Source organism: Aeromonas sp. s4 (assembly GCF_040907855.1).
Taxonomy (GTDB): Bacteria; Pseudomonadota; Gammaproteobacteria; order Enterobacterales; family Aeromonadaceae; genus Aeromonas; species Aeromonas caviae.
In genome coordinates, this window is sequence record NZ_JBFOCP010000022.1 from 1 (window position 1) to 24,224 (window position 24,224).

At 64.3% G+C, this 24,224-nt stretch carries 14 protein-coding genes; 9 read left to right on the top strand and 5 right to left on the bottom strand.

Going from position 1 to position 24,224, the window contains the following annotated elements; genetic code table 11:
* Nucleotides 1–153 precede the first annotated feature (153 nt).
* The 4 genes from AB5Y89_RS05945 to AB5Y89_RS05960 all read left to right on the top strand — a co-directional run bounded on the left by AB5Y89_RS05945 (nt 154) and on the right by AB5Y89_RS05960 (nt 4,884).
* Nucleotides 154–1,686, top strand: coding sequence for a transporter substrate-binding domain-containing protein (locus AB5Y89_RS05945; protein WP_368223091.1), 1,533 nt, complete (start codon nt 154–156; stop codon nt 1,684–1,686).
* Between the two features lie 174 nt (nt 1,687–1,860).
* Nucleotides 1,861–2,826, top strand: a complete 966-nt coding sequence (locus AB5Y89_RS05950) for a tripartite tricarboxylate transporter substrate binding protein (protein WP_010674916.1) — start codon at nt 1,861–1,863, stop codon at nt 2,824–2,826.
* 57 nt (nt 2,827–2,883) lie between these two features.
* Nucleotides 2,884–3,345 carry a tripartite tricarboxylate transporter TctB family protein gene (locus tag AB5Y89_RS05955; protein WP_005300329.1) on the top strand — a complete coding sequence of 154 codons (462 nt, stop codon included), beginning with the start codon at nt 2,884–2,886 and terminating at the stop codon, nt 3,343–3,345.
* 9 nt (nt 3,346–3,354) lie between these two features.
* The gene (locus AB5Y89_RS05960) at nt 3,355–4,884 is read left to right on the top strand and encodes a tripartite tricarboxylate transporter permease (RefSeq protein WP_045524545.1); all 1,530 of its coding nucleotides are present in this window, start codon (nt 3,355–3,357) and stop codon (nt 4,882–4,884) included.
* A gap of 137 nt (nt 4,885–5,021) precedes the next feature.
* Here AB5Y89_RS05960 and AB5Y89_RS05965 read toward each other — a convergent pair whose 3' ends face one another.
* The 4 genes from AB5Y89_RS05965 to AB5Y89_RS05980 all read right to left on the bottom strand — a co-directional run bounded on the left by AB5Y89_RS05965 (nt 5,022) and on the right by AB5Y89_RS05980 (nt 10,251).
* Nucleotides 5,022–5,687 (bottom strand): response regulator, encoded by a 666-nt coding sequence (locus tag AB5Y89_RS05965; RefSeq protein WP_202043595.1) that lies wholly within the window; start codon nt 5,685–5,687, stop codon nt 5,022–5,024.
* Nucleotides 5,688–7,271, bottom strand: coding sequence for an ATP-binding protein (locus AB5Y89_RS05970; protein ID WP_368223094.1), 1,584 nt, complete (start codon nt 7,269–7,271; stop codon nt 5,688–5,690).
* Nucleotides 7,268–8,479 (bottom strand): ROK family transcriptional regulator, encoded by a 1,212-nt coding sequence (locus AB5Y89_RS05975; protein WP_029314606.1) that lies wholly within the window; start codon nt 8,477–8,479, stop codon nt 7,268–7,270. The genes AB5Y89_RS05970 and AB5Y89_RS05975 overlap by 4 nt, the downstream gene beginning before the upstream one ends.
* 104 nt (nt 8,480–8,583) lie before the next feature.
* On the bottom strand, nt 8,584–10,251 hold the full coding sequence (locus tag AB5Y89_RS05980) for a methyl-accepting chemotaxis protein (protein ID WP_368223097.1): 1,668 nt from the start codon (nt 10,249–10,251) through the stop codon (nt 8,584–8,586).
* 128 nt (nt 10,252–10,379) lie between these two features.
* Between AB5Y89_RS05980 and AB5Y89_RS05985 the strand changes: the two genes are divergently transcribed.
* The 5 genes from AB5Y89_RS05985 to glpC all read left to right on the top strand — a co-directional run bounded on the left by AB5Y89_RS05985 (nt 10,380) and on the right by glpC (nt 15,396).
* Nucleotides 10,380–10,835, top strand: a complete 456-nt coding sequence (locus AB5Y89_RS05985; protein ID WP_080768035.1) for a YchJ family protein — start codon at nt 10,380–10,382, stop codon at nt 10,833–10,835.
* A gap of 221 nt (nt 10,836–11,056) precedes the next feature.
* Nucleotides 11,057–12,736: an anaerobic glycerol-3-phosphate dehydrogenase subunit A gene (glpA, locus tag AB5Y89_RS05990; protein WP_368223099.1), complete on the top strand. Its 1,680-nt coding sequence runs from the start codon at nt 11,057–11,059 to the stop codon at nt 12,734–12,736.
* Nucleotides 12,726–14,003 (top strand): glycerol-3-phosphate dehydrogenase subunit GlpB, encoded by a 1,278-nt coding sequence (glpB, locus tag AB5Y89_RS05995; protein WP_368223102.1) that lies wholly within the window; start codon nt 12,726–12,728, stop codon nt 14,001–14,003. Before glpA ends, glpB begins: the two co-directional genes overlap by 11 nt.
* A 1-nt stretch (nt 14,004) precedes the next feature.
* Nucleotides 14,005–14,142, top strand: a complete 138-nt coding sequence (locus tag AB5Y89_RS06000) for a hypothetical protein (RefSeq protein ID WP_158657322.1) — start codon at nt 14,005–14,007, stop codon at nt 14,140–14,142.
* A 51-nt stretch (nt 14,143–14,193) separates the two neighbouring features.
* Nucleotides 14,194–15,396, top strand: a complete 1,203-nt coding sequence (gene glpC / locus AB5Y89_RS06005) for an anaerobic glycerol-3-phosphate dehydrogenase subunit GlpC (RefSeq protein ID WP_368223104.1) — start codon at nt 14,194–14,196, stop codon at nt 15,394–15,396.
* Between the two features lie 315 nt (nt 15,397–15,711).
* Here the strand turns inward: glpC and AB5Y89_RS06010 are convergent.
* The coding region (locus AB5Y89_RS06010) for a type I secretion C-terminal target domain-containing protein (RefSeq protein ID WP_368223106.1) at nt 15,712–24,224 on the bottom strand (8,513 nt) is incomplete at its 5' end.

Genomic DNA, 24,224 nt, shown 5'->3' on the forward strand with positions numbered 1-24,224 from the left:
AAAAAGGGAGCCTCGAGGCTCCTTTTTTCATGGGCGGGCACTCCTGGATGGAATAGTGAAAATCGTGCTATGGGGACGGGTCTATCAAACCCAATAAGCTAAATCCTCTACAAGGTGCCACTTACACTCAATAAAACGAGCGAGGTGCAAGTGATGAAACGCGCATGGATGATTGTGATCTGGTGGTTCTGCTCCCTGACGCCAGCCTGGGGGGCCGAATCCGGCAAGCAGGTGGCCCCCGAAGCAGAGACGGAGAAAAGCGCCCTGAGCTTTGAAAACGACGAGCTTGCCAAACCCAGGCTGGGAGATCTCGACGTCATGCTGGAGCAGCGCACCATCAGGGTGCTCACCACCTACAACAAGACTGGATTTTTCATCACCAAGGGCGTGCAACGGGGGGCCACCTACGATGCCTTCATGCAGGTGGAAAAGCGCCTCAACGAACAGTTGCGCAAGCAAAAGGCGATCAAACGCCACCTCAAGGTGCACTTCGTCTTCATTCCCGTGGCCCGGGAAGCTCTGCTGACCTCCCTCATCGAAGGCAAAGGCGACATCGCCGCCGCCAACCTCACCATCACGGACAAACGCAGGCAACAGGGTATCGCCTTCACCGATCCCCTGCTTGAAAACGTGCGGGAGCTGCTCGTCTCCGGCCCCCTCTCCCCCAAGGTGGAAAGCGCCACCGATCTCGGGGGCCAGCGCGTCTTCGTGCGCCCCTCCTCCAGCTACTACGAGAGCCTGCTCGCCTACAACCAGGCCCGCAAGTCGGCGGGAGAGCCCCTCATCGACCTCCAACCCGCCTCGGAGGTGCTCGAAGATGAAGATCTGGTGGAGATGGTGAACGCAGGCCTGCTCCCCTTCATCGTCATGGACGAGCACAAGGCCCGCTTCTGGCAAAAGATTTTCCCCGGGATCACCATTCACGACACCCCCGTGTTCCGGGAGGGGGGCGTCATCGCCTGGGCGGTGCGCAAGGAGAGTCCCCAGTTGCTCGCCATGCTCAACGAGCAGATAAAGGCGCTGCGCGGCAAGGCGACGGGGGACGAGATCCTGGCCCGTTATCTCAAGCAGAACAAGTTCGTCAAAAGCGCCGCCGCCGAGGCGGAGCGCAAGAAATTCCTGCAGGTGGTCGAGCTGTTCCGTGAATATGGCGAGCGCTATGACATGGACTGGCTGCTGATGGCGGCCCAGGGCTACCAGGAGTCCGCCCTCAACCATCATGCCCGCAGCCATGTGGGCGCCATCGGCATCATGCAGATCATGCCCGCCACCGGCAAGGGGCTGAAGGTCGGCGACATACGCCAGCTCGAGCCCAATATTCACGGCGGCGTCAAATACATGCGCTGGATGATCGATCACTACTATGCGGACGAGCCCATGACCGCCCTCGACAAGGCCCTCTTCTCGTTCGCCTCCTACAATGCCGGCCCCGCCCGGGTGGCGCGGCTCCGCGCCGAGGCCAGAAAACGGGGGCTGGATCCCAACGTCTGGTTCCACAATGTCGAGTACGTGGCGGCGGAGAAGATCGGCCCCGAGACGGTCACCTATGTGGGCAACATCTACAAGTACTACATCGCCTACAAGCTGGTGATGGAGCAGGTGGCTCTGCGCCAGCAAGCGAGCGATGCCCTGAAACAGGAGGCGAAGGAGGACGTCAGCACATCGGCGGCGAAACCGACCCAGTGATCCTTGCCGGACGAGGCGCTCACGGGCGCCTCGTTTCTATGCGCGCGCCCCTCTTCGGCCCATGACCAGAATGAACACAATGGTCACAACAGCCTTAATAGCCATTACGGTCAGATTGTTTTCCAGCCAGACACGATTAATTAACCTTCTTGCAACAATCACAAGGAGAGCACCATGTTGCAAGGAACCCTCAAACGCACCCTGATCGGTAGCCTGCTCGCACTGAGCGTCGGCGCCCACGCCCAGATCAACGAAGTCCACTTCCTGATCCCGGGCGGCGCCGGCGGCGGCTGGGATACCACGGCCCGCGGCACCGGTGAAGTGCTGGCCAAGTCCGGTCTGGTCAAGACCGTCTCCTACCAGAACATGTCCGCCGGTGGCGGCGCCAAGGCCATCGCCCACCTCATCGAGACCTCGGCCCAGTCCGACAAGACTCTGATGGTCAACTCCACCCCCATCATCGTCAAATCCCTCTCCAAGGAGCTGCCCCAGTCCTTCCGTGATCTGACCCCGGTGGCCGCCATCATCGCCGACTACCAGGCGCTGGCGGTCAAGGCGGACTCCCCTTATCAGAACTGGGCCCAGCTGCTGGCCGCCTACGAGGAAAACCCGGCCAAGGTGAAGATCGCCGGTGGCTCGGCCCGTGGCAGCCTGGATCACCTGGTCGCCGCCCTGACCTTCAAGAACGCCGGAGCCGACGCCAGCAAGCTGCGCTACGTCGCCTACGATGCCGGCGGCAGCGCCATGGCCGCCGTGCTGGCCGGAGAGACCCAGGCCATCTCCACCGGCTTTGGCGAGGCGATGGAAGCGGTCAAGTCGGGCCAGATGCGGATCCTCGGGGTCACTTCCGACAAACGCCTGCCGGGGGCGGAGCAGATCCCCACCTTCAGCGAGCAGAACAACCCCACCGTCTTCGCCAACTGGCGCGGTTACTTCGCCTCCCCCACCATCAGCCCGGAGAAATCCGCCGAGTTTGCCGCCCTGCTCAAGCAGATGTACGACAAGCCGGAGTGGGAAGTGGTCCGCAGCCGCAACAGCTGGACCAACCTCTACCAGTCAGGTCCCGAGTTCACCGCCTTCCTTGACGGCCAGGAGCAGCAGATCGGCGGCCTGATGCGCGAGCTCGGCTTCATCAAATAACCCTCGCTGTCCCATCGCAGGCGGGCGCAGGCCCGCCGCTCATGTTGGAGTCAAAAGATGAACATTACCAAGGAGCGACTGGGGGGCCTGCTGTTTCTGCTGCTCTCCCTCGCCTATGGCTACTACGCCACCGAGATACCGGGCTACCCCGGCGACGAATACGAACCCTTCACCGCCAGCACCCTGCCCTATGCCCTGGCCGGGATCGGGGCGCTGCTCTCCCTGCTGCTGGTGCTCTTCCCCGGGGGCGAGCCCCTGCGCCGGGAAGAGGGGGACTGGCGCCGGGTCTTCATCCTGCTCGGGCTCATGGTCATCTACGGACTGGGGCTCACCTGGTTTGGCTTCGTGCTCTCGACCATCGCCTTCCTGAGCGTGGGCATCCGGGTGCTCGGTGAACCCAGCCTGCGCTACGGCCTGATGATCAGCGTCCCCTTCTCCATCGGCTTCTGGGCCCTGCTCACCAAGGGGCTCAACGTCTATCTGGAGCCGGGTCGCCTGTTCACCCTGCTCGGTTTCTAAGGAGTCACCATGTTAGACGGAATCTTGCAAGGACTCGGCACCGCACTGCTGCCGGTCAACCTGATGATGGTGGTGCTTGGCTGCTTCATCGGCACCTTTATCGGCATGTTGCCGGGCCTTGGCCCGGTCACCGCCATCGCCCTGATGATCCCCATCACCTATGGCCTGGATCCGGCCTCCGGCATCATCTTGATGGCGGGGGTCTATTACGGCGCCATCTTCGGGGGCTCCACCTCCTCCATCCTGATCAACGCCCCCGGCTGCTCCGCCACCGTGGTCACCGCCTTCGACGGCTATCCCCTGGCCTGCAAGGGACAGGCTGGCAAGGCGCTGGCCATCGCCGCCTACGCCTCCTTCACCGGCGGCACCCTCTCCGCCATCATGCTGATGGTGGCGGCGCCCCTGCTCGCCAAGGTCTCCCTCTCCTTCCAGTCGGCGGACTACTTCGCCCTCATGGTGCTGGGGCTCTCCGCCGTGGCAGCCTTTGCCGGCAAGGGGCAGGTGCTCAAGGCGCTGATCATGGCGCTGTTCGGCATCATGATCTCCACCATCGGCATCGACCGCAGCGTCGGGGTGGACAGGTTCACCTTCGGGCTGCCGGATCTGCGTGACGGCTTCTCCTTCCTGCTGCTGGCCATGGCCACCTTTGCCCTCGCGGAGATCCTGATGGCGGTGCTGCGCCCCGGCAAGGACAACAGCGAGGAAGAGGCAAGGCAGATGCAGCAGCTCGGCAGCCTCAAGCTGAGCAAGGAAGAGGTCAGGGAAATCGCGCCTCCCATCGCCCGCTCCTCGGTGCTGGGCTTTCTCATCGGCGTGCTGCCGGGAGCCGGTGCCACCATCGCCGCCTTCATGGCCTATGGGGCCGAGCGCAACATCGCCGGCAAGCAGCGCCAGGAGCAGTTCGGCAAGGGCAGCCTGCGCGGCCTGGCCGCCCCGGAAGCGGCCAACAACGCCGCCTCCACCGGCTCCTTCGTGCCCCTGCTGACCCTGGGGATCCCGGGCTCCGGCACCACGGCCCTCATCCTGGGCGCCCTGGTGGCCTACGGCATCCAGCCGGGCCCGCGTCTGTTCATGGAGCATCCGGACGTCTTCTGGTCGGTGATCATCTCCATGTATCTGGGCAACGTGGTGCTGTTGATCCTGAACCTCCCCCTCATCCCCTACCTGGCCCGGGTACTGGCGGTGCCGCGCCCCGTGCTCATCCCCATGGTGCTGCTGTTCTCCCTGACCGGGGTCTATCTGGTCTCCTTCAACACCATGGACATCCATGTGATGGCCATCGTTGCACTGATCGCCATCGGCCTGCGCCTGCTCACCTTCCCCATGGCCCCCATGCTGCTCGGCTTTATCCTGGGGGGCATGCTGGAGGACAACCTGCGCCGGGCCCTGGTGATCAACGACGGCAGCCTGAGCTTCCTGTGGGAGCGCCCCATCACCCTCGCCTTCACGGTGATCACCCTGACCATGTTGCTGCTGCCCGTCTGGCAGTGGTGGCAGGCTCGCCGGGCCCCCAAGGGGGAGCCTGCCACCAGCCACTGAATCGATGATCCTCTGCCACCTCTGAACCCTGACCATAACGCGCAGAGACCTTGATGCCCACGGGAAGCAAACCCTGATAAAAAGAGCGCCGAAAGGCGCTCTTTTCTTGTCTGGACAACAGGTTCCGGGCGACCGGATCACGGCTTGCGGTAACGCCGCTCCGGCCGCCCGACGGTGCCATATTCGAGCTCGGGGCTCGCCAGTTGCTGCCCCACCAGAAATTCCAGATAGCGGCGCGCCGTGGTCCGGCTCACCCCTATCCGGCTGCCTATCTCCTCGGCACTGGCGGCCTCCGGAGTCAGGGCCGTCAGCACCCGCTGCAGGGTGAGAGCATCGATGCCCTTGGGCAGTCCCTCTGCCGCCACCTGCTGCAACGGCGTACCGAACAGGGTGTCCACCGCCTGCTGGTCGATGTCGGCCAACGCCGCCAGGGCGGCGATGCTCTGACGGTATTTCTCCAGGGTGTCGCGCAGCCGCTCGAACACCACGGGCTTCAAGATGAAATCCACCACCCCGAGGCGCATCGCCTCCTGCAGGGCAGCGGCTTCCCGCGCCGCGGTGAGCAGGATCACATCCAGACTCGCCCCCGCCTGGCGCAGCTCTCTCAATAGCGAGAACCCCTCTCCATCGGGCAGCCAGACATCCAGCAGCACCAGATCGGGCCGGAGGATCCCTATCTGCTCCCTGGCATCGAACAGGGTCAACGCCACCCCCAGCACCTCGAAACCGGGGAGGCGCTGCACGAAGCGGCGGTGGATCTCGGCAATGGCGGGATCATCCTCGACGATCAGGATCTTGATCACTCACACCTCCTTGGGAATGTAACAGACGACGCAACTTCCCTGCGTCGTGGCTTCGATGGTGATCTCCCCCTGCAGGGCATCCAGGGTCTTGCGCACCAGGGAGAGCCCGATACCGTGTCCTGGCTCGGGCTTGCTGCTGACCCCCTGTTCGAACAACCTGTCCGCCAACTGCGGGTCGATGCCGCCAGCCCCATCCTCCACCTCCAGCACCAGATCCTGCCCCAGATCGCTCAGGGAAACCCGGATGGGCTGATAGGGCGCACCGTGGCGGCGGGTCGCCTCGAAGGCGTTCTCGATGAGGTTGCCCAGCACCGTTACCAGCTGGGAACCGCTGACACGGGCAGGAATGTCGTGCAGACGGGCATCGGGATCGATCACGAGCTCAAGACCGAGTTCGTGGGCCCTGTGGTATTTGCCGAGCAGCAACCCCGCCACCTTGGGTTTGGCGATGGCCCCCATCAGGAAGCCGAGCAGGGTCTGCTCGGTGGCCGCCTCCCGCCCGATGAAGGCGAGCGCCTCCCGGGTGGCCCCGAGCTCAATGAGGCCAGCGATGGTCCCAAGCTGGTTGTTGTGCTCGTGGGTCTGCACCCGCAGCAGATCGCTGTAGGCCTGCACCTGGGAGAGCTGGGCACTGAGTTCCGCCAGCTCGTCCTTGCGCCGAAAGCTCGACACGGCGCCGATCAGCTTGCCCTCGCGCACCAGCGGCAACCGGTTGACGATGAGGGACTGGCCGTTGAGCACGATCTCCTCGTCAAACTGGGGGGTCTGCTCTTGCAGGATGGAGAGCATGCGACTGCCCGGCAGCAGGTGACCGATGGGCTGTCCAATGGCGCTCCTGGCGGTGGTGTCGTCCAGGCGCAGCAGCTTGATGCCGTTGGGGTTCAGGGAGGTGAGGCGCCCTTGCTCGTCGATGGTGAGGATCCCCTCGCGCACCGTGCGCAGGGTACAGTCTAGCTCCGCATAGAGACGCCCCATCTGCTCGGGTTCAAAGCCGAAAATCGCCTTCTTGTAGCGCCGGGCCAGCCAGGCGGCTGCGACACTGTTGAGTACCACAATGAGCAATGTCATGGCCAGGCCAAAGCGCAAATAGCCCTGCAGATCCGCATCGATGTCCCGCACCAGATAGCCGACCGACACCACCCCGATGATCTTGCCCATCTCGTCCCGGATGGGCCCCTTGCCGCGCACCGAGACCCCAAGGGACCCTTGGGCCCTGGAGATATAGGCTTCCCCCTGCAAGGCACGCTCGGGATCATCCCCCACCATGGCTTTGCCAATCCGGTCCGCATTGGGGTGCACCAGGCGGCGTGCCTGCCTGTCCCCGATGACGATGTAGCTGGCCCCGACCTCGGCGCGGATCCGCTCCACCAAGGCATTGAGGCGGACCGTATCCGCCCGCTTCACCCCGGCGATGACGCCGGACTCCCGCGCCACCAGCCGTGCCACATCCAGGGCCTGATCCCCCACCTCACGGTAGCGCTGCTCGGCGACATAGTAGTAGCTGGCCCCGCTCAGCAACACCAGTTGCAACAGACTGACCAGACAGAGAATGAGCAGGAAGCGTCCTTGCAACCCGAGCCTCATGCCTCCTTGTCGCCTCGCAACAAGTCGAGCAGCAGACTGCCATCGCGCAGGGCCTTGTGCACCTGCACCGAGGTGGGTTTGGTGGGATCTTCGTAGAAGTGGGTGGATTCAATCTGCAGGCGCACCAGGTACTCGGCGGGCAACTGGCTTGCCAAGGACTGGTGCAACATGGGGAAGAGCAGTCGATCGGCCCGGGTGATCTCCCCCCCGAGCAGCAGCTTGCCCGGATTGAGCAGGCAGATGAGGTTCGCCAGTACCCGGGAAAGGCGGCCTGCTGCCTGGTGCAGGATGTCCTGACACAGGCTGTTGCCCGCCAGCGCCAGCTCGCACAGCTCGCGGATGGTGACGCTTTCGGGCAGATCGAACTCCTGCATCCGTTCGCGCAGCTCCCGATATTGCGCCTCCAGCGCCTGATTGGTCACCAGGGTGCAGGCGCAGCCGAAGCCACCACAGTAGCAGCGCTGGCCATAGGGTTCGAGCTGCAGGTGGCTGAGATCCCCGAGCAGAGCCGACTCGCTCTCGATGAGCTGGCCATTGACCACCATGCCGACCCCGATGTCGTTGTGCACGAACACCAGCACCGCATCCGAGCAGTTCCTGGCGGCGCCCCACTCCCGCTCGGCCTGGATCCAGGTGCGCACGTCGCCGCTCACCAGCACGGGTACCGAGAAGGCCTCCTGCAGGGTGGGACCGAGGGGCCAGTTGCGCAGATCGTAATAGGGAAAATGCTTGACCATGCCGGAGTGGCGCTCCACCTGGCCGGGCAGGCAGAGGGCGATGCAGGCCAGACGCAGCGCCTTCTTGGGCAAAAAGCCCTCGATGGCCCGCACCAGGCTGGCCAGCAGCTCGGCACGCTCCGCCTCGTTGAAGACATGGCGATGGCGCGCCAGGGAGTGACCAGCTAGGTCAAACAGGGCCATGTCAACATAGCCGCGCCCCAGACGCATGGAGAGAAACTGGAAGCGGCGCTCGTTGATGCGCAGCAGGGTCTGGCGACGGCCACGCCCCACCGAGCTCTCGCCGCAGGTGACCACCAGGCCGCCGTCCAGCAGCTCGCGGGTGATCTTGGTGATGCTGGCCGGCGACAGGCCGGTCAGACGGGACAGATCGGTACGGGACAGCTCCTTGTGCTCCTCCAGGCTGGCATAGACCAGGCCGTAGTTGAGCTGACGGATCAAATCGATACTGCCTTTCACGATCTCATTCATAGGGTTGGGGCTAACGAAAGGAACGAATGGCGCGATTTTCACACATTCTGCGCCGATCCCCAAATTTGCCGTCTGGAAATCCTGTCCAGACGGCAAAAATGTGATTAGTAACGGAAGCGGGAGACGAGTTGGCGCAATTTGTCACCCGTGCCTGCCAGGGCGCGGGTGGTGGTGCTGGACTCCCCGGACGCCTCGGTCAGCTCGCTGACGATCTGCTGGATGGCCACCAGGTTCTTGTTGATCTCCTCGGAGACCGCGTGCTGCTCCTCGGCGGCCGTGGCGATCTGGATGTTCATGTCGTTGATGGTGCCGACCGCCGTCACCATGCTGTCCAGGGAGCTGGCGATGTGGCTCGCCTCCTGCACCGTCTCCTGGCTGCGTGCCTCGCTGGCCTGCATCACCTCCACCGCCTGTTTCACTCCGCCCTGCAGGCGCTGGAGCATCTCGTTGATCTCCTTGGTGCTCTGCTGGGTACGGCCCGCGAGGGATCGCACCTCATCCGCCACCACCGCAAAGCCGCGCCCCTGCTCGCCCGCCCGGGCCGCCTCGATGGCGGCGTTGAGGGCCAGCAGGTTGGTCTGATCGGCGATGCCGCGAATGACCTCCACCACGGAGCCTATCTTGCCGGTCTCATGGGCGAGCTGCTCGATGACCCCGGCCGCCACATGCACTTCGTCCACCAGCCGGTTGATGCTGCCGATGGCGCTGTTCACCACCCCCCGGGCCGCATCGGACTCGCGGGCCGCATCGCTGGTGGCGCTGGCGGCGTTGGAAGCGCTCGCCGCCACCTCCTGGGCGGTGGAGCTCATCTCGGTCACCGCGGTCACCACCTGATCCGTCTCCTTGCCGTGGCCCTGCATCTGCCTGTCCGCATGCTCGCTCAGGCTATGCAGCCGATCCACGGCCCCCAGCAACTGGTGACTGGTTTCCCCCACCTGGCTCACCACCGACTGGATCCGTTCGACAAAGCGGTTGAAGGCGGCGGCCAGCTGCCCCACCTCGTCCTTGCTCTGCACCTTGAGGCGCTGGGTCAGATCCCCGTCCCCGTCGGCGATGTCGTTGAGGGCTGCGACCGCATCCGCCAGCGGGCGGGTGACCCGGTTGCCGATCACCACGGTGGCCGCCAGGGTCACCCCCAGGATCACCAGGATGAACAGCACCCCGGTTTTCAGGGAGCCATACATGGTCTCCTCCCGCTCGCTGCGCAGGGTGGCCAGCTCATTGTCGATGTCGTCGATGTAGAAGCCCGTGCCCACGACCCACTGATATTTGTCGAGCACCAGGTTGAAGGAGAGCTTGGGGGCATCCCGCCCGATAGAGGGCTTGTTGGTCCAGTACTCCGAGAAGCCATCTCCTTCCCGCGCCGACTTGATGATCCCCTGAATGAGGAAGGCACCCTTGGTATCCTTGTCCTGCCAGCGGTTCTTCCCCTCCATCTCGGGGCGGGTCGGCAGCAGCACGGTATTGCCCTGATAGTCGTAGACGAAGAAGTAGCCGTCGCTGCCATAGCGCAGCGGCCGCAATATCTCCTTCACCTGCTGGCGCACTTCGGGGCTGTCAGGCTTGCCGTAGCTGCCCTCGATGGCCGTCTTGGCCAGCATCAGATAACTGCTGAGCAGCGCCTTGCGCTCCTTGATTGCCCTCTCCCGCGCCACCACCAGATCCGATTCCAGATCGCTCCTGGCCACCAGGTAGTTGCTGAGATTGACCACCAGGGCCATCAGCAGCACGGGGATGGCCCCCAGTAACAGGATCTTCTGCTTAAGTGTCATTGTGTCACCCTTTGTGCTGTGTTCATTGCTGCATGATGTCTGCCTAAACGGCATGGGAAGCTGGCCGAAAGGGAAGTGCGTTCGCTACAATCCCGCCACCTTTAATTATCGACCAGATGAGCTGACTCATGAACCTATGTCCTTGCGGTTCCTCTCTTTTTCTTGCCAAGTGCTGCGGTGTACTCCACGCAGGCCAGCCCGCCGCCACCCCGGAGCAGCTGATGCGATCCCGCTACAGCGCCTTCGTGCTGGGATTGGGAGAATATCTGGTACACAGCTGGCACCCGGACTATCTGAACGGGCTGACCGCGGCCGACCTCTCATCGACCGACACCCGCTGGGATGGCCTCGAGATCCTCGCCAGCCAGGGCGGCCCCGATGACACCCTCGGCATGGTGGAATTCAAAGCCTGGTTCCTGGAGGGGGACGAACGTCACTGCCTCCATGAGCGCTCCCGCTTCGTGCGCCATCAGGGGCGCTGGGTCTACACCGACGGCGAGCAGGATCCGGCGCCGCTGCGGGTCGGGCGAAACGACCCCTGCCCCTGTGGCAGCGGCAAGAAGTTCAAGAAGTGCTGCGGCTGAGGTTTCCCCCACGCCGCCCTCTGGCCAGCCCCCGGGCTGGCCTTCTCCCCTCCCGTCATGCTTTCCCCTGCCCGCCTCGACGGTGACGTGAGGTTCATCACATTTCGCTCATCACCTCACACTTAATGAGCGTTTACGAACATTAATTTGGCCCATATCAAACATTTTACGTCGTGGAGGCGCCACACTGGCCTCATCTGGAAGAGATGAGACGGGCACGAATGAAAAGAATCACCACACAAGTCGTCATCATAGGGGGGGGCGCCACCGGCGCCGGCATCATGCGCGATTGCGCGCTGCGCGGCATCGACTGCATCCTGCTTGAGCGGGACGACATCGCCGCCGGCACCACGGGCCGCAACCATGGCCTGCTCCACTCCGGCGCCCGCTACGCGGTGACGGATCAGGAGTCCGCCCGCGAATGCATTCAGGAGAACCTCATCCTCAAGCGGATCGCCAGCCACTGCGTCGAGGACACCGGCGGCCTCTTCATCACCCTGCCGGAAGATGACATCCATTTTCAAAATACCTTCATGGACGCCTGCGCCCTGGCGGGCATCGACGCCCGCCAGCTGGATCCCGCCGATGCGCTGCGCCTTGAACCCAACGTCAACCCGGCGCTGATCGGTGCCATCCAGGTGCCGGACGGCACGGTCGACCCCTTCCGCCTGGCCGCTGCCAACGTGCTGGACGCCAAGGAGCACGGCGCCCGCATCTTCACTCACAGCAAGGTGCTGGGGCTTTTGCGCACCCAGGATAGGGTGCACGGGGTCAAGGCCATCAACACCCGCACCGGCGAAGCGTTCGAGGTGGAGTGCCAGGAGGTGATCAACGCCGCCGGCATCTGGGGCCAGCAGATCTGCGAGTATGCCGACCTCGGCATCCGCATGTTCCCCGCCAAGGGCTCATTGCTCATCATGGATTACCGCCTCAACCAGCTGGTGCTCAACCGCTGCCGCAAACCGGCGGACGCGGACATCCTGGTGCCGGGCGATACCATCTCCCTCATTGGCACCACGTCGAGCCGTATCGATTACCACAAGATTGACCAGCTCACCGTCGAGCCCGAAGAGGTGGAGGTGCTGCTGCGCGAGGGGATAAAACTGGCCCCCATCATGGCCCGCACCCGATTGCTGCGGGCCTACGCCGGCGTTCGCCCCCTGGTGGCGGTGGATGGCGACGAGTCCGGCCGCAACATCAGCCGTGGCATCGTGCTGCTGGATCACGCCGAGCGAGATGGCCTCCAGGGTTTCAACACCATCACAGGCGGCAAGCTGATGACCTACCGGCTGATGGCCGAATGGGCCACCGACTTGCTTGCCAAAAAGCTTGGCAACAGCAAGCCCTGCCGCACCGCCGAGCTGAGCCTGCCCGGCTCGCGGGATCCGGAGAAGGTCTCCGCCCCCGGCCTCTCGGTACCCGCCGAAGGCTCGGCCCAGTACCGCCACGGCGAGCGGGTCATCGCCTTTTTCCGCGACAATCCCAAGGCCAACGCCCTCATCTGCGAGTGCGAGATGGTGACCGCGGGCGAGATTGAATACGCCCTGCGCGAGCTCGACGTGGACAACCTGGTGGACTTGCGCCGCCGCACCCGCCTGGGTATGGGCCCCTGTCAGGGGGAGCTGTGCGCCTATCGCGCCGCCGGCCTGATGCAGGAGTACGGCAAGGCGGACGGTCGTCAGGCCTGCGTCATGCTGCGCCAGTTCCTGGAGGAGCGCTACAAGGGCACCCGGCCCGTGCTCTGGGGCGATGCCCTGCGGGAAGCGGAATTTACCTACTGGATCTACGAGGGGCTGTTCGGCCTTGGCGAGTGGACGGCCCCCCACCTGGTGAGCGAGCCCCCCTTCCCGCTCGATGCCAGCCCCGCAAATTCCACCAAGGAGCGCAGCCATGAAATTTGACAGCATCGTGATCGGCGGCGGCATGGCGGGCCTCTCGGCGGCCCTGCGCCTGGCCGAGGCCGGCCAGAAGACCCTGCTGATGGCCTCCGGCCAGAGCGCCCTGCACTTCTCCTCCGGCTCGGTGGATCTGCTGGAGAGCGAGGGAGATCCCCGCGCCGCCCTGCCCGCCTTTATGGCCGCCAACCCCGAGCATCCCTACAACAAGGTGGGGCTGACCCATATCGCGGCAAGCCTCGATGATCTGCAGCGCCACTGCGCCGCGCAGGGATTGCCGCTGTTTCGCCAGGAGCGCAACCACCATCGCCTGACCCCCATCGGCACCCTCAAAGCCACCTGGCTCTCCCCCGACACTTGCGCCTGCATGACCGATGCCCCCGCTCCGGACGCCATCCTGCTCGCCACCCTGGAAGGGTTTCGCGATTTTCACCCGGCGCTCGCGGCGGCGAATCTCGCGACCCACGCCCGTTTTGCCCACAGCCGCATCCTGACCGGGGAAATTCGCCTGCCCCAGCTGGCCGAGTTCAGCCGCAATCCCCACGAGTTTCGCTCCGCCGACATCGCCCGCCTGTTCGACAAGCAGGGCAATGGCCAGCGTGACCTGCTGACGGATCTGGCCCGCGAGATCAGCCGCCTGGTGCAAGAGAGCGGTGAGCCGCGCTGCCATCACCTGGTGCTGCCCGCCTGCCTGTCGCTGGGGCTGGTCGGCCCGCGCCTGGCGGAGCTGGAGCAGCGCACCGGCTGCATCATCAAGGAGGTGGCCACCATGCCGCCGTCCCTCATCGGCATGCGGATGCAGGAGGCGCTCAAGCGCCGCTTCATGGCCCTTGGCGGCACCTTCCTCACCAGCGAGCGGGTGCTGGGCGCCCGCTATGACGGCGACAAGGTGATCGGGGTGCACAGCCAGCACGGGGAGGATCAGCTGTTCGAGGCGGACCACTTCGTGCTCGCCTCCGGCAGCTTCTTCAGCCGCGGGCTGGAGTCGCGCCTCGGGGGCATTCGTGAACCCATCTTCGATGCCGACGTACTGAGCCTTGCCGAGCGCGACGCCTGGGCCGGCCGCCGCCTGTTCGACCACCACCCCTTCATGGGCTTCGGGGTCAAGACCGACGAGCGGCTGCGGGTGCTGCGCGGCGGCAGGCCCCTCACCAACCTCTACGGCGCCGGCAGCGTGCTGGCGCACTATGACCCCATTAAAGAAGGTTCCGGCTCCGGCGTGGCCGTTGCCACCGGCTGGCAAGCCGCTGGCCATATTCTGGCGGAGGGCTGAGATGAATCACATATTCCCACTCCAACGACACGGCGTGCTGGCCCACGACGATGCCCAATCCAAGGAGGGCTCTGGCTCAGGTGTCGCGGTCGCCACCGGCTGGCAGGCCGCCGGTCACATTTTGAGTTCAGCCCAATGACGATTTCGCCCCATATCCCGTGCCTTCACACCCAACGGGAGGAGAACTGACATGCTACTGGATCATGCCAACCAGACTTTCGATCAGTGCATCAAATGCACCGTCTGTACCGCCTACTGCCCGGTGGCCAAGGCCAACCCGGCCTACCCCGGCCCCAAGCAGGCAGGCCCGGATGGGGAGCGGCTGCGCATCAAGAGTCCCGAGCTCTTTGACAGCGCCCTCAAGTACTGCACCAACTGCAAGCGCTGCGAAGTGGCTTGCCCGAGCGGGGTGCGCATCGGCGACATCATCGCCAAGGCCAAGCACCAGTACAGCGGCTTCAAACCGGGGATCCGCGAGTTCGTGCTCTCCCACACGGATCTGATGGGCAGCATGTCCACCCTGATGGCCCCGGTGGTCAACTTCACCACCGGCCTCAAGCCGATGAAGCAGGTGCTGGACAAGGCGCTGGGGGTCTCCTCCCACCGGGACTTGCCCAAATATTCACAAGGCACCTTCCGCGGCTGGTACAAGAAGCAGAAAGCGACTCAGGCCCGCTTTGCGCGCCAGATCGCCTACTTCCACGGTTGCTATGTGAACTACAACCACCCGCAACTCGGCAAGGAGCTGGTGCAGGTGCTCAACGCCATGAACATCGGTGTCCAGCTGCTTGCGCGGGAGAAGTGCTGCGGCGTGCCGCTGATTGCCAACGGCTTCATGGACAAGGCCAGGCAGCAGGCGGCCTTCAACATCCAGCAGCTGGAGAACACCCTGCTCGGCAACGAGATGCCGCTCTTGGCCACCTCCTCCACCTGCGGCTTCACCCTGCGGGACGAATATCCCCACCTGCTGGAGCAGGACAACCACAAGGTGCGCGATCGCATCTCGCTGGTGACCCGCTTCCTGTGGAACGAGTTCGATCGGGGCAACAAACCGGCCATGAAGCCCCTCAATCTGCACATCGCCTACCACACCCCCTGCCACCTGGAGAAGATGGGGGGCGTCATCTATACCCTCGAGCTGCTGCGCGCCATCCCAGGGGTCAAGGTGACGGTGCTGGACTCCCAGTGCTGCGGCATCGCCGGCACCTACGGCTTCAAGTCGGAGAACTACCAGACCAGCCAGGCCATCGGTCAGGGGCTGTTTGATCAGATAAACCGGCTCAAGCCCGATCTGGTCATCACCGACTGCGAGACCTGCAAGTGGCAGATCGAGATGAGCACGGCGTTTCGCTGCGAACACCCGGTGCACCTGCTGGCACGGGCGCTGGCCTGACCGCCATCCCCCCGGTCCGCCCATCATCACGGGCACCGGCTTGGAAGCGACACGCCCCGGTCAATACCTGCGCCCCCTCTGGCCGGCATTGACCGGGATCGGCGCGGCAAGGCCCTGACGCCGCCCGGGCAGCCCGATGGGAGGCCCGGGCGGCGAATTCCTTTAGTTGTTTGAACTACCCACACAGTGAAAAGCAGCAACAACACCCACCCCGTTAAAAACCATCTCCCATTACCACCACCGGGAAATATCAAGCCAGCATATTCAGCCAAAAAAGAGCCGGCATTCGCCGGCTCTTTGCATCATCTCACCCCATCAGGGGTGCTGGATGATCAGGCTGTGCTGATCCAGCATGGATTGCAGGATGTCGTGAGAGGAGGAGCCGCTCAGGTTCCAGCCACTCAGATCCACGTCCTTCAGGGTGATCTGCTGGGTGACATTGCCATCCCCCGCCGGGGAGACCGACAGGCTCACGTCACTCAGGCCATTGCCGGTGCTGGTCACCGATGCCTGGAGATGACCCAGCAGGCCATCCACGCTGTTGTCGGTCACCCCCTTGAGCAGGTCCGCCAGATCGATCCTGTCCCCCTCCTGGGGACGGAAGTCGGTGATGGTGTCTATCGCCGGAGAGGCCGTCGTCCCCTCGTCACCACTGCCCCACACGAAGAGATCGCTGCCGGCGCCACCGGTCAGGATGTCATTGCCCTGACCGCCCCGCAGCACATCATCTCCCATGCCGCCCAGGAGGCGATCATTGCCGGAGGAGCCGAACAGCCAGTCCCCCTGATCCGAGCCCAGCAGATCGTGACCGCTCTGGCTGTGGATGGTGATGGTCTCCGTGGCCGAGCTCAGGGTGCCGCCACCCAGGCTGGATTCGGCACTCAGGGTGAGGGCATGATCCCCCGCCGGCAGATCCTTGAGGTAGATGGGCACGGACTGGTCCATCGGCAGCAACCAGTCGTTGCCATCCGCGTGGCCGACGCTCTGGCCGTGCTCGTCCACCACCTGGGCGCTGCCGAGGTTCTGGATCCGCACCGACAGCTCACCCGGGGCCGGATTGACCACGCTGGCGCTGAGGTTGAGCGGCACCCAGGCCCCTTGCAACGCAAGGATATCGTGGGTGCCGACCCCCAATTGGGGATCGTCCGGCTCGGCCGTCACCTGGATGGCAATCTGGGCGCTGTCGGTCAGGACGCCACCGGCACCGGTATTGCCCTGATCCGAGGTGGTGATGCTCAGGTTGTCCTGACCCCAGAAGTCCCTGGCTGGCTCGTAGTGCAGGTTGCCTGCCAACAGACCGTTGAGATCATCGAGCGACCCGACCAGGGTCACCACGCTGGTCCCCGCCCCCTGCACCGAGACGGCGCCTGCCGCCCCCAGCAGGGTCAGCACACCGTGCTCCACCCGCAGCACCATGGAGATGGGCGCACTGCCCGCATCCACGTCCTTCACGCTGATCCCGGTGAGCGACAGGGAGCCATCCTCTTTCACCTGCAATGAGCCCGGCACCTGGGTGACAGGGGCATCATTGACTGGCTCGACCTCGATGGGCAGCACGTCGGTATCGCTCAGGGGGCCACCGCTGCCGGTGTTGCCAAGATCATTGGTCACCATGGTCAGGGCATCCTGACCATTGAAGTCCTGCTCGCCCTGATAGGTCACGCCCCCTGCGAGCAAGGCATTGATGGCATCCTGGGAACCGCTCAGCACCAGGGTGTTGCTGCCGCTGCCGCTCACCGTCACGCCACTGCCCGCCGCCAGTTCCAGGGTACCGTGCAGCACGGAGAGGGTGACCGAGAGGGGGCTGTTGCCCGCATCCACATCGCTCACCTGCAGCCCGTGAATGGTGAAGGGCTGATCTTCCTGCGCCACCTGGGGCGTCGTCGGCAGCTGGTTGACGGGGGCATCGTTGACCGGTTGTACCAGGATGGGCAGCACATCGGTGTCACTCAGGGCGCCACCGCTGCCGGTATTGCCCCGATCGTCCGTCACCATGGTCAAGGCGTCATTGCCATGGAAGTCCGGGTCGCCCTGATAGGTGACGCCGCCCGAGAGCAGGGCATTGAGATCCGCCAGGGTGCCGGTCAGCACCACATCGCCGGTACCGTTGCCGGTCAGGGTCACGCCGCTCCCGGCCGGCAGGGTCAGGGTGCCGTGCTCCACCGAGAGGCGCACTTCCATGATGCCGTTGCCCGCATCCACGTCCTTGACCTGCAGACCCTGGATGACGAACGGCTCGTCCTCCTGGGCCACCTGGGGATCATCGGGCAGCACGTTGACGGGGGCGTCGTTGACCGGGCTCACATCGAGATGGATGGTGCCGTTCACTTCGGGGCCGAGGGCGCCGTTGTCCAGGCTCTGGGCCGTCACCTTGATCGCCATGGCGCCGTTGGCGTCGTTGGTCACGAGCTCCACCGCGTCGAGCTTGCCCCCGTCCGTGGTGACCTGCCAGCGGCCACCGCCGAGATCCACCACGGTGCCGTTCACCCCGCTCGGCAGGCGGATTTCTGCCCCGTCCGGCACCCCTTCCAGGGTGACGCGCACCTGCTCGGGCCCGTTCTCGTGCACATTGCCGGCATTGCCGCCGGTAGCCTGGGTATCCCGGGTCTCCACCCCCAGGTTCAGGGTGATCACATCCCCTTCGGTGCCGCTCGCCTGCTCCTGCATGTCGGTGATGACTGCATCCCCCACCGGATTGACGGTGACGGTGAAGCCCGCACTGGTTTCAAGGGGCAGGGTCAGCCCCTTGTCCAGGGTGAAGGCGCTCAGGGTCAGATCCACGGTGCCGCTGAAGTCCGCAGGCGGGATCAGGGTCAGCTTGGAGAAGTCGGTGCCCACAGGCACCTGCCACACCCCACCGCCGTTGTTGACCGCCGGGGCGGACAGGGTGAAGCCATCCGGCACCCCCTTGATCTGCAGCCCGACGATCTGCTCGGAGCCATCGTTGTCGATGAGGCTGGCCCCCAGCCCCCCCAGGCTCACGCTGCCATCTTCCTGGCCCGTGACGTTCTGGACCGTGAGGTTGGCCGGATCGTTCACCGGCAGCACCTCGAAGCTCACGTTGCCGCTCCAGCTCCCCCGATCCGTGCCCGTGGTGGCGGTATCGAGAATATCCACCGTCACCGCCAGCGGCACCTTGCCGCTGAAGTGTTCTTTGGGCACGAACACCAGATCCTTGAGATCCGCCGGGTTGTTCACCGTGAGGGTGGAGACCGGCTGGCCGTTCTTGTCGAGGAAGTGACCATATTGGGGATCCACGGTCACGACCACCTGCTCCACGGTCTCGAGACCGCCATCGGCCACCGAGGGGCTGATGTCGGCGAGCTTGACCGAGAGATCGAGATGAATGTCGGTGTCTTCCAGGTTGTCAGGCTGGCCGTCGCCGTTTACGTCCTTCACGTTCAGTTGCAGCTCGGGCAGGCCGTCCGCCCCGCCGTTGATGTCCACCTCCGGGGTGATGGAGAGGGTGACGTCCTTCTCCACCATCTTGGTGTCACCGCTCACGGTGTCGGTGTTGACCAGGCGCACATTGAAGTGCAGGCCGTCACCGGCATAGTCTTGCGGCAGGGTCAGGGTCAGGCGGTCGAGATCATCGAGGCCGCCCGGCAACTTGATGAGGTACTCGCCGTTGACGAAGTCATAGGTGAGCCCCTGTACGTTGACGCCCGGAGGGAGACCAGTGATGACGATGCTGAGCTCGTCGTCCCCGATGTCCGCCGTGCCCAGGGTCACCATCTGCTTGAGCTGGCTGCCGAAGTTGACGCCGTGATCCTCCACCCCGGTGATGGGGGTACTGTTGTCAAAATCGACATCGGCGGCCACCTGACCCGAGTGGGTCGCGCCATGGAAGTCGGCGCTGGCGGTGATCTCCCGATAGGCCGGGGCGCTCACATCCCCCTCGTTGTTGTCACCAAGGTCGACCACCCTGGCGCTCACCTTGAAGGTGACGGTGCCGGTGAAGCCATCCGGCGAGCGCAGGGCATAACTGCCGAGGGCGTCGTGGGGCACCGTCCAGTTGCCCTTGCCATCGTTGATGCCGCCCACCACCACGAAGCCGGGGGGCAGATCGCTGATCACCAGGTAGTCGATGACCTCATCGCTGCTGGGGTCCAGATCCTCAAACACGAAGACGCCGTCCAGCGGGATGTCGTGCCCGTCCGGGCTCTCCAGCTGACCGGTCTGCACCAGGTTGCCATCGGGCTCCACCACCGCCTGGATATCCACATGCAGGGTGCCGTCGATCACCTTCTGGGCAGTGGCGCTGGAGTCCACATCCACTTGTGTCACCGTGACATGGCTCTGGAGGGTGGTGTCCCTGTCGCTGTCCTCGGGCCCTTTCACCAGCAGCTGGCCACCGCCGAGCAGGCTTTGCAGCTCGGCGTCGCTCAAGTCCACGGCGCCGCCGCTCACGGTCAGCTGGGTCTCGACCCCACCCACGCGGATCCAGACTTCATACCCGGGTTCGATACCGGAAAGGCTGAGGTGGGTCACCTTCTCGGCGCCGTCGGTCAGGTCAGGCTGCCAGTCGAGGACGGTGAACTGATCCTCCAGGCCATGGCTGGTCTTGGCATAGTCGGTAGCGTCGATGGCCGGCTCCACCTTGATGGTGAGGGGTACGTCGAAGCTTTTGTGATCGCCGTCATTCTCGGTCACCACCACGTGGCCGACCAGGTGCAGATCGGCGGTGCTGTTGGGCGGCGGCTGGATCTGCAGGTTGCCAAGGCTGGTCACATCCACCTGATAGAGAGGATTGCCCTTGCCATCGAGCCCGGCGAAGGTCAGGGTCAGCTCCTTGCCACTGCCGTCGAATACTTTGGCCCCTTCCGGCAGCCCTTCCAGCACCAGGTTGAGGGTTTCCGAGTGATCGAGCGGGGTATCCGTCCACTCCCCCGAGGTGAGCTTGAAGTCCAGCGGTGCCCGGCCATCCTCCTGGATGGTGATGCTGTAGCCGTTGCCATCCTGGGTCCAGTCGGTGGTATTGAGATCGAAATGGGGTTCATCCACCACCCCCACCAGATCCACGTGCAGGCTCTGGCTGCCGGTCTCCTTCTCGTTCACCACGGTGTGGGTCTGGCCGCTGGCATCGGTCAGGATGGCGGTGTCCTTCACCACCCCCTTGATGGTGAGATCGAAATCGACGTTGCTGTTTTTGGGCGGCTGCAGCTTGAGGTCATTGATGCGGCCATAGGGCACCTCGTAATAGCCGTTGGCATCCAGGGTGACCGCCACCCCACCCAGCAGCAGGGTGGCACCGGTGGGCAGGCCGCTGATGCGCACGAACAGCTGCTCGGAGCCATCTGTGGTGTCTCCCAGATGGGCGAGCCCAATCTTGCTGCCCAGATCGATCAGGGTATCTTCCTTGCCCTGGATCTCGCGCACCGTCAGCTTGGCGTCATCCGCCAGCGGGTTCACGTTGACAATCACCTCCAGCGGATCGCCGAGGGCCGTCTCCTTGCCGGTCACCACCGGGGTTTTCTCCGTGCTGACCGGGGTCACAATGAGTTTGATGTCACCGCTGTAGTCCTTGCCGGGCACCACCGTCACCTTGTTGATGTCGCCACCAGCCACCGTATAGAGGCCGTTCGCCCCCGGGGTGAGCACCTTGCCGTTCAGGGTCAGCGTGCCCTGGCCGGACGCCCATTTGATCTGGTAGCTCAGGGTCTCGGAGCCGTCCGTATCGGTGAGACCCGCCTTGACGTTGAGGGCGATGCCGCTGCTGTCCTCGTCCGTGGTGTAGTGCTGGTGCGTGCTGCCCGCATCCCACAGGGGTTTGTCGGCAATGCCCTGCACCGTGATGTCCAGATTGCCGGTCAACACCGGGGGCTTGCTCCCCTCGGTGACCCCCACCTGCAACTGCACCGGGAAGCGCAGCGCAGCACCTCCGTTGTTGTAGCTCGAGTAGTCGTGGTTTGGCACAAAAGTGACACCGGTGAGCTGGAACTTGTCATCGGTGTTGGCCACCGCCACCATGGCCGCGGGCGGCACCTCATACCAGGTCTTGCCCCCCTGAGTGATGGTGGTCAGTGCGACGCCGTTGAAATAGAAGATGCCCTGGGCGTTGGCTGGCGCCTGGATAAGCAACTGCTCCACATGCTCGCCCCGATCGAAATCCCCCACATCCAGGTTCATGGTGATGGGGATCCCCTGGCCCGGATCGCTCGCCCCCGCATCCTCCTGGCCGGTGACTGCGCTCACGGTGAGCTTGCCCGCCTCGTCCCTGATGGTCAGGGTCAGAAGACCGTCGTCGGTATCTCCGTCGCCATCCACCAGGTGGAAGCCTATCTGCTGTACCAGGGTGCTGTTGCTGTGATCGATGCCTGATTTGGCGGTGAAGCTGTAGTCACCCTCGGCATTGATCACCAGGGTGCCGATGACCTGCCCCGTGCCGTCTGTCACCGAGATAGTGGTGTTGCCCGTGGCGGCGATGGGGTGCTCGGTGCCATTGATGGTCACCGCTCTCACCACCGCATCATCCGCCCCCTCGCTGGCAGTGGCCAGCAGATCGCCGGTCACTTTCGCCCCTTCATTCAGGGTCTTGCCGGCATCGACGGCCACCGGCACGTCGTCCTGCACGCTCACATGACCGATCACTTCGGCGCTCAGATCCCCGTCACTGTCCCGTGCCTGCAATGGCAGCTGGATATCCAGCAGATCCTTGCCCTGGACGCTGTGATCTAGGTTGCCGGTCAGCTCGAAGGTGTAGCGGCCGGAGACATCCAGGGTCAGCTTGAAGATGAGCTTGCCTGCGCTGTCCTTGCCAAGGTAGACACCCGGCTGGCTGTCTGCCTCAATGGTGACCGCCTTGCCCCCCGACGTCAGGGTATTGAGGGCGTTGAAGCGAGCTACATCCAGTTGCAGGGAAACCACCCGGTCACTCCCGGCGGCGATCGTCACCTGGCCGATGGCAACCTCTCCCGTGCCTGACGGGCTGGTACCCCCATGCTGGCCACTGCCCCCGTTGAGGTCCGACTCCTTGACGGTCACCCCCTCGATGGCGGTGATGACGGGATCCGCCGCATCGGTGATCACCGCCGTGGTGCTGCCGGTGATCACGCTGCCGTCGCTGTCGGTCACCTTGACCGGCAGGCTCAGGTTGAGCTTGTCGTCGGCACCGTGATCCAGGTTGGTGTGTACCGTCACCTGGTAATCGAGGGTTGCCTGGGTATGGGCTTCGATGCGCCCCGGCACATTGGGCAGGGTCACTGTCAGCACCAGGGTGCCGCTCGCAGTCACTGCCTGGAAGCTGTGGCCGTTGCTGCCCGCCACCTCTTGCCAGGTGAGGGTCTCGCCGTTGTGGGTGATGGCCTTGCCACTCCCATCCACGACTTGGCCCGAGAGGGTCAGCCGCACGTCCACCACGGGATCGGAGTCCGCCGTGATGGTCAGGGTGCCGGTGGCATGCTGATCATCGCCGGTCTGGTTGTTGGCGGCACCGTCGAAGCGCCCTTCACTCACCGTCACGCCGGTCAGGGTGAGGGTCGGCTTGTCCCCTTCCGAAATGCGGATGTTGAGGGTGCCCGTGGTGCTGTCGTTGTTGCCGCTGCCCTTGTCGCTGTCGACGATGTTGAGCTTGAACGGCAGGTCGGTGGCGTTGCCACCGCTCTGGTGAACCCCCTCGAACAGGGTCACCTTGTAGTCAAAATCGTTGCTGGCGGCGTTGTCCAGCTTGCCCACCAGTTCGACCTGAAGCACCTCGACGCGCTGGCCATTGACTTCCACATAGCCCTTCAGCACCTGGTTGCCCGGGATGCTGGCATCGCCGTCGACCAGCTCGTATTTGACGCTCTGGCCCAGGGCGGTCAGGGCCGGCTGCTCGCTGATGTCGGCAAACGACACCTCGCTCACCCGATCCGAGCCCGCATTGATCTGGAAGTGGCCGGTGCCGGTCAGAGTATTGCTGCCGTCGAGCCCACGCTCATCCAGGCTCACTCCGCTGCCCGCCACGAAGTGCGGCGCATGGCCATCCTTGATGGTGAGCGGCAAGTCGGTGGAGACCCTGTCCCCATCCTTGTCGGTCAGGGTGACGGTGAGCGGCAAGTCGAGGGATTCGCTGCCCTGGTGATCCAGCTCGGCCCCCAGGGTCACCTTGGCGGTGACGCTCCAGTTACCGTTGCTCTCCACCAAATCCAGCTCGGCCCGCAGCACCTCGCGGCCGTCCGCGCTGGTCCCCACCAGCTCGCCGTTGGCGTCCAGGGTGAAGGTAACCGGGCTGCCGTGGCTGCTGTACTTGCCATCCAGGCTCTGCTGAATGGCGGCGATATCGAATTTGAGGCTGCTCGTRTCGAGCGCATCAGCCCCGTGGCTCACGGTGAAGCTCATGTGGCTCACCACATCCTTCGCCCCCTGGTTCGCCTCCGTCATCTCGGTGCCGGTCACCGCGCTGATGACCGGATTGGCCCCGTCGCCGATGGCAACGCTCAGGGTGGAGGAGACTTTATCTCCGTCACTGTCGGTCAGGGTAAAGCCCGCCTTGAGCAGACTGTCTGCGCTCCCCTGATCCAGCGGCTGGTTCAGGGTGAAGACGTAGTGACCGTTCTGATCCAGCGTCAACGTGAAGACGTTCTGGCCGTTGACGGTGCCGCTGATGCTGTTGCCGCTGACACTGATGACCACGGGCTGGCCGCCGCTGGTGAGCCCCTGCAGGCCGGGCTGGCTGGCATCGAATGCGATGTTGATCAGAGGGTCGGCCCCGGCGGTGATGGCCAGATCCCCGGTGAGGGTCTGGGCCGCGCTCCAGTCGCTGTCCTCCACCAGGGTGAGGGAGACGGGGTCGACCTGGGGCAGCACGCCGTCGGTGATATGAATATTGAGGGTGCCAAGGTTGCTCT

What these genes read in the sequence shown, in the direction of transcription:
- AB5Y89_RS05945 (WP_368223091.1), top strand. Translation starts at nt 154, where the DNA reads ATGAAACGCGCATGGATGATTGTGATCTGGTGGTTCTGCTCCCTGACG.
- AB5Y89_RS05950 (WP_010674916.1), top strand. Translation starts at nt 1,861, where the DNA reads ATGTTGCAAGGAACCCTCAAACGCACCCTGATCGGTAGCCTGCTCGCA.
- AB5Y89_RS05955 (WP_005300329.1), top strand. Translation starts at nt 2,884, where the DNA reads ATGAACATTACCAAGGAGCGACTGGGGGGCCTGCTGTTTCTGCTGCTC.
- AB5Y89_RS05960 (WP_045524545.1), top strand. Translation starts at nt 3,355, where the DNA reads ATGTTAGACGGAATCTTGCAAGGACTCGGCACCGCACTGCTGCCGGTC.
- AB5Y89_RS05970 (WP_368223094.1), bottom strand. Translation starts at nt 7,271, where the DNA reads ATGAGGCTCGGGTTGCAAGGACGCTTCCTGCTCATTCTCTGTCTGGTC.
- AB5Y89_RS05975 (WP_029314606.1), bottom strand. Translation starts at nt 8,479, where the DNA reads ATGAATGAGATCGTGAAAGGCAGTATCGATTTGATCCGTCAGCTCAAC.
- AB5Y89_RS05980 (WP_368223097.1), bottom strand. Translation starts at nt 10,251, where the DNA reads ATGACACTTAAGCAGAAGATCCTGTTACTGGGGGCCATCCCCGTGCTG.
- AB5Y89_RS05985 (WP_080768035.1), top strand. Translation starts at nt 10,380, where the DNA reads ATGAACCTATGTCCTTGCGGTTCCTCTCTTTTTCTTGCCAAGTGCTGC.
- glpA (WP_368223099.1), top strand. Translation starts at nt 11,057, where the DNA reads ATGAAAAGAATCACCACACAAGTCGTCATCATAGGGGGGGGCGCCACC.
- glpB (WP_368223102.1), top strand. Translation starts at nt 12,726, where the DNA reads ATGAAATTTGACAGCATCGTGATCGGCGGCGGCATGGCGGGCCTCTCG.
- AB5Y89_RS06000 (WP_158657322.1), top strand. Translation starts at nt 14,005, where the DNA reads ATGAATCACATATTCCCACTCCAACGACACGGCGTGCTGGCCCACGAC.
- glpC (WP_368223104.1), top strand. Translation starts at nt 14,194, where the DNA reads ATGCTACTGGATCATGCCAACCAGACTTTCGATCAGTGCATCAAATGC.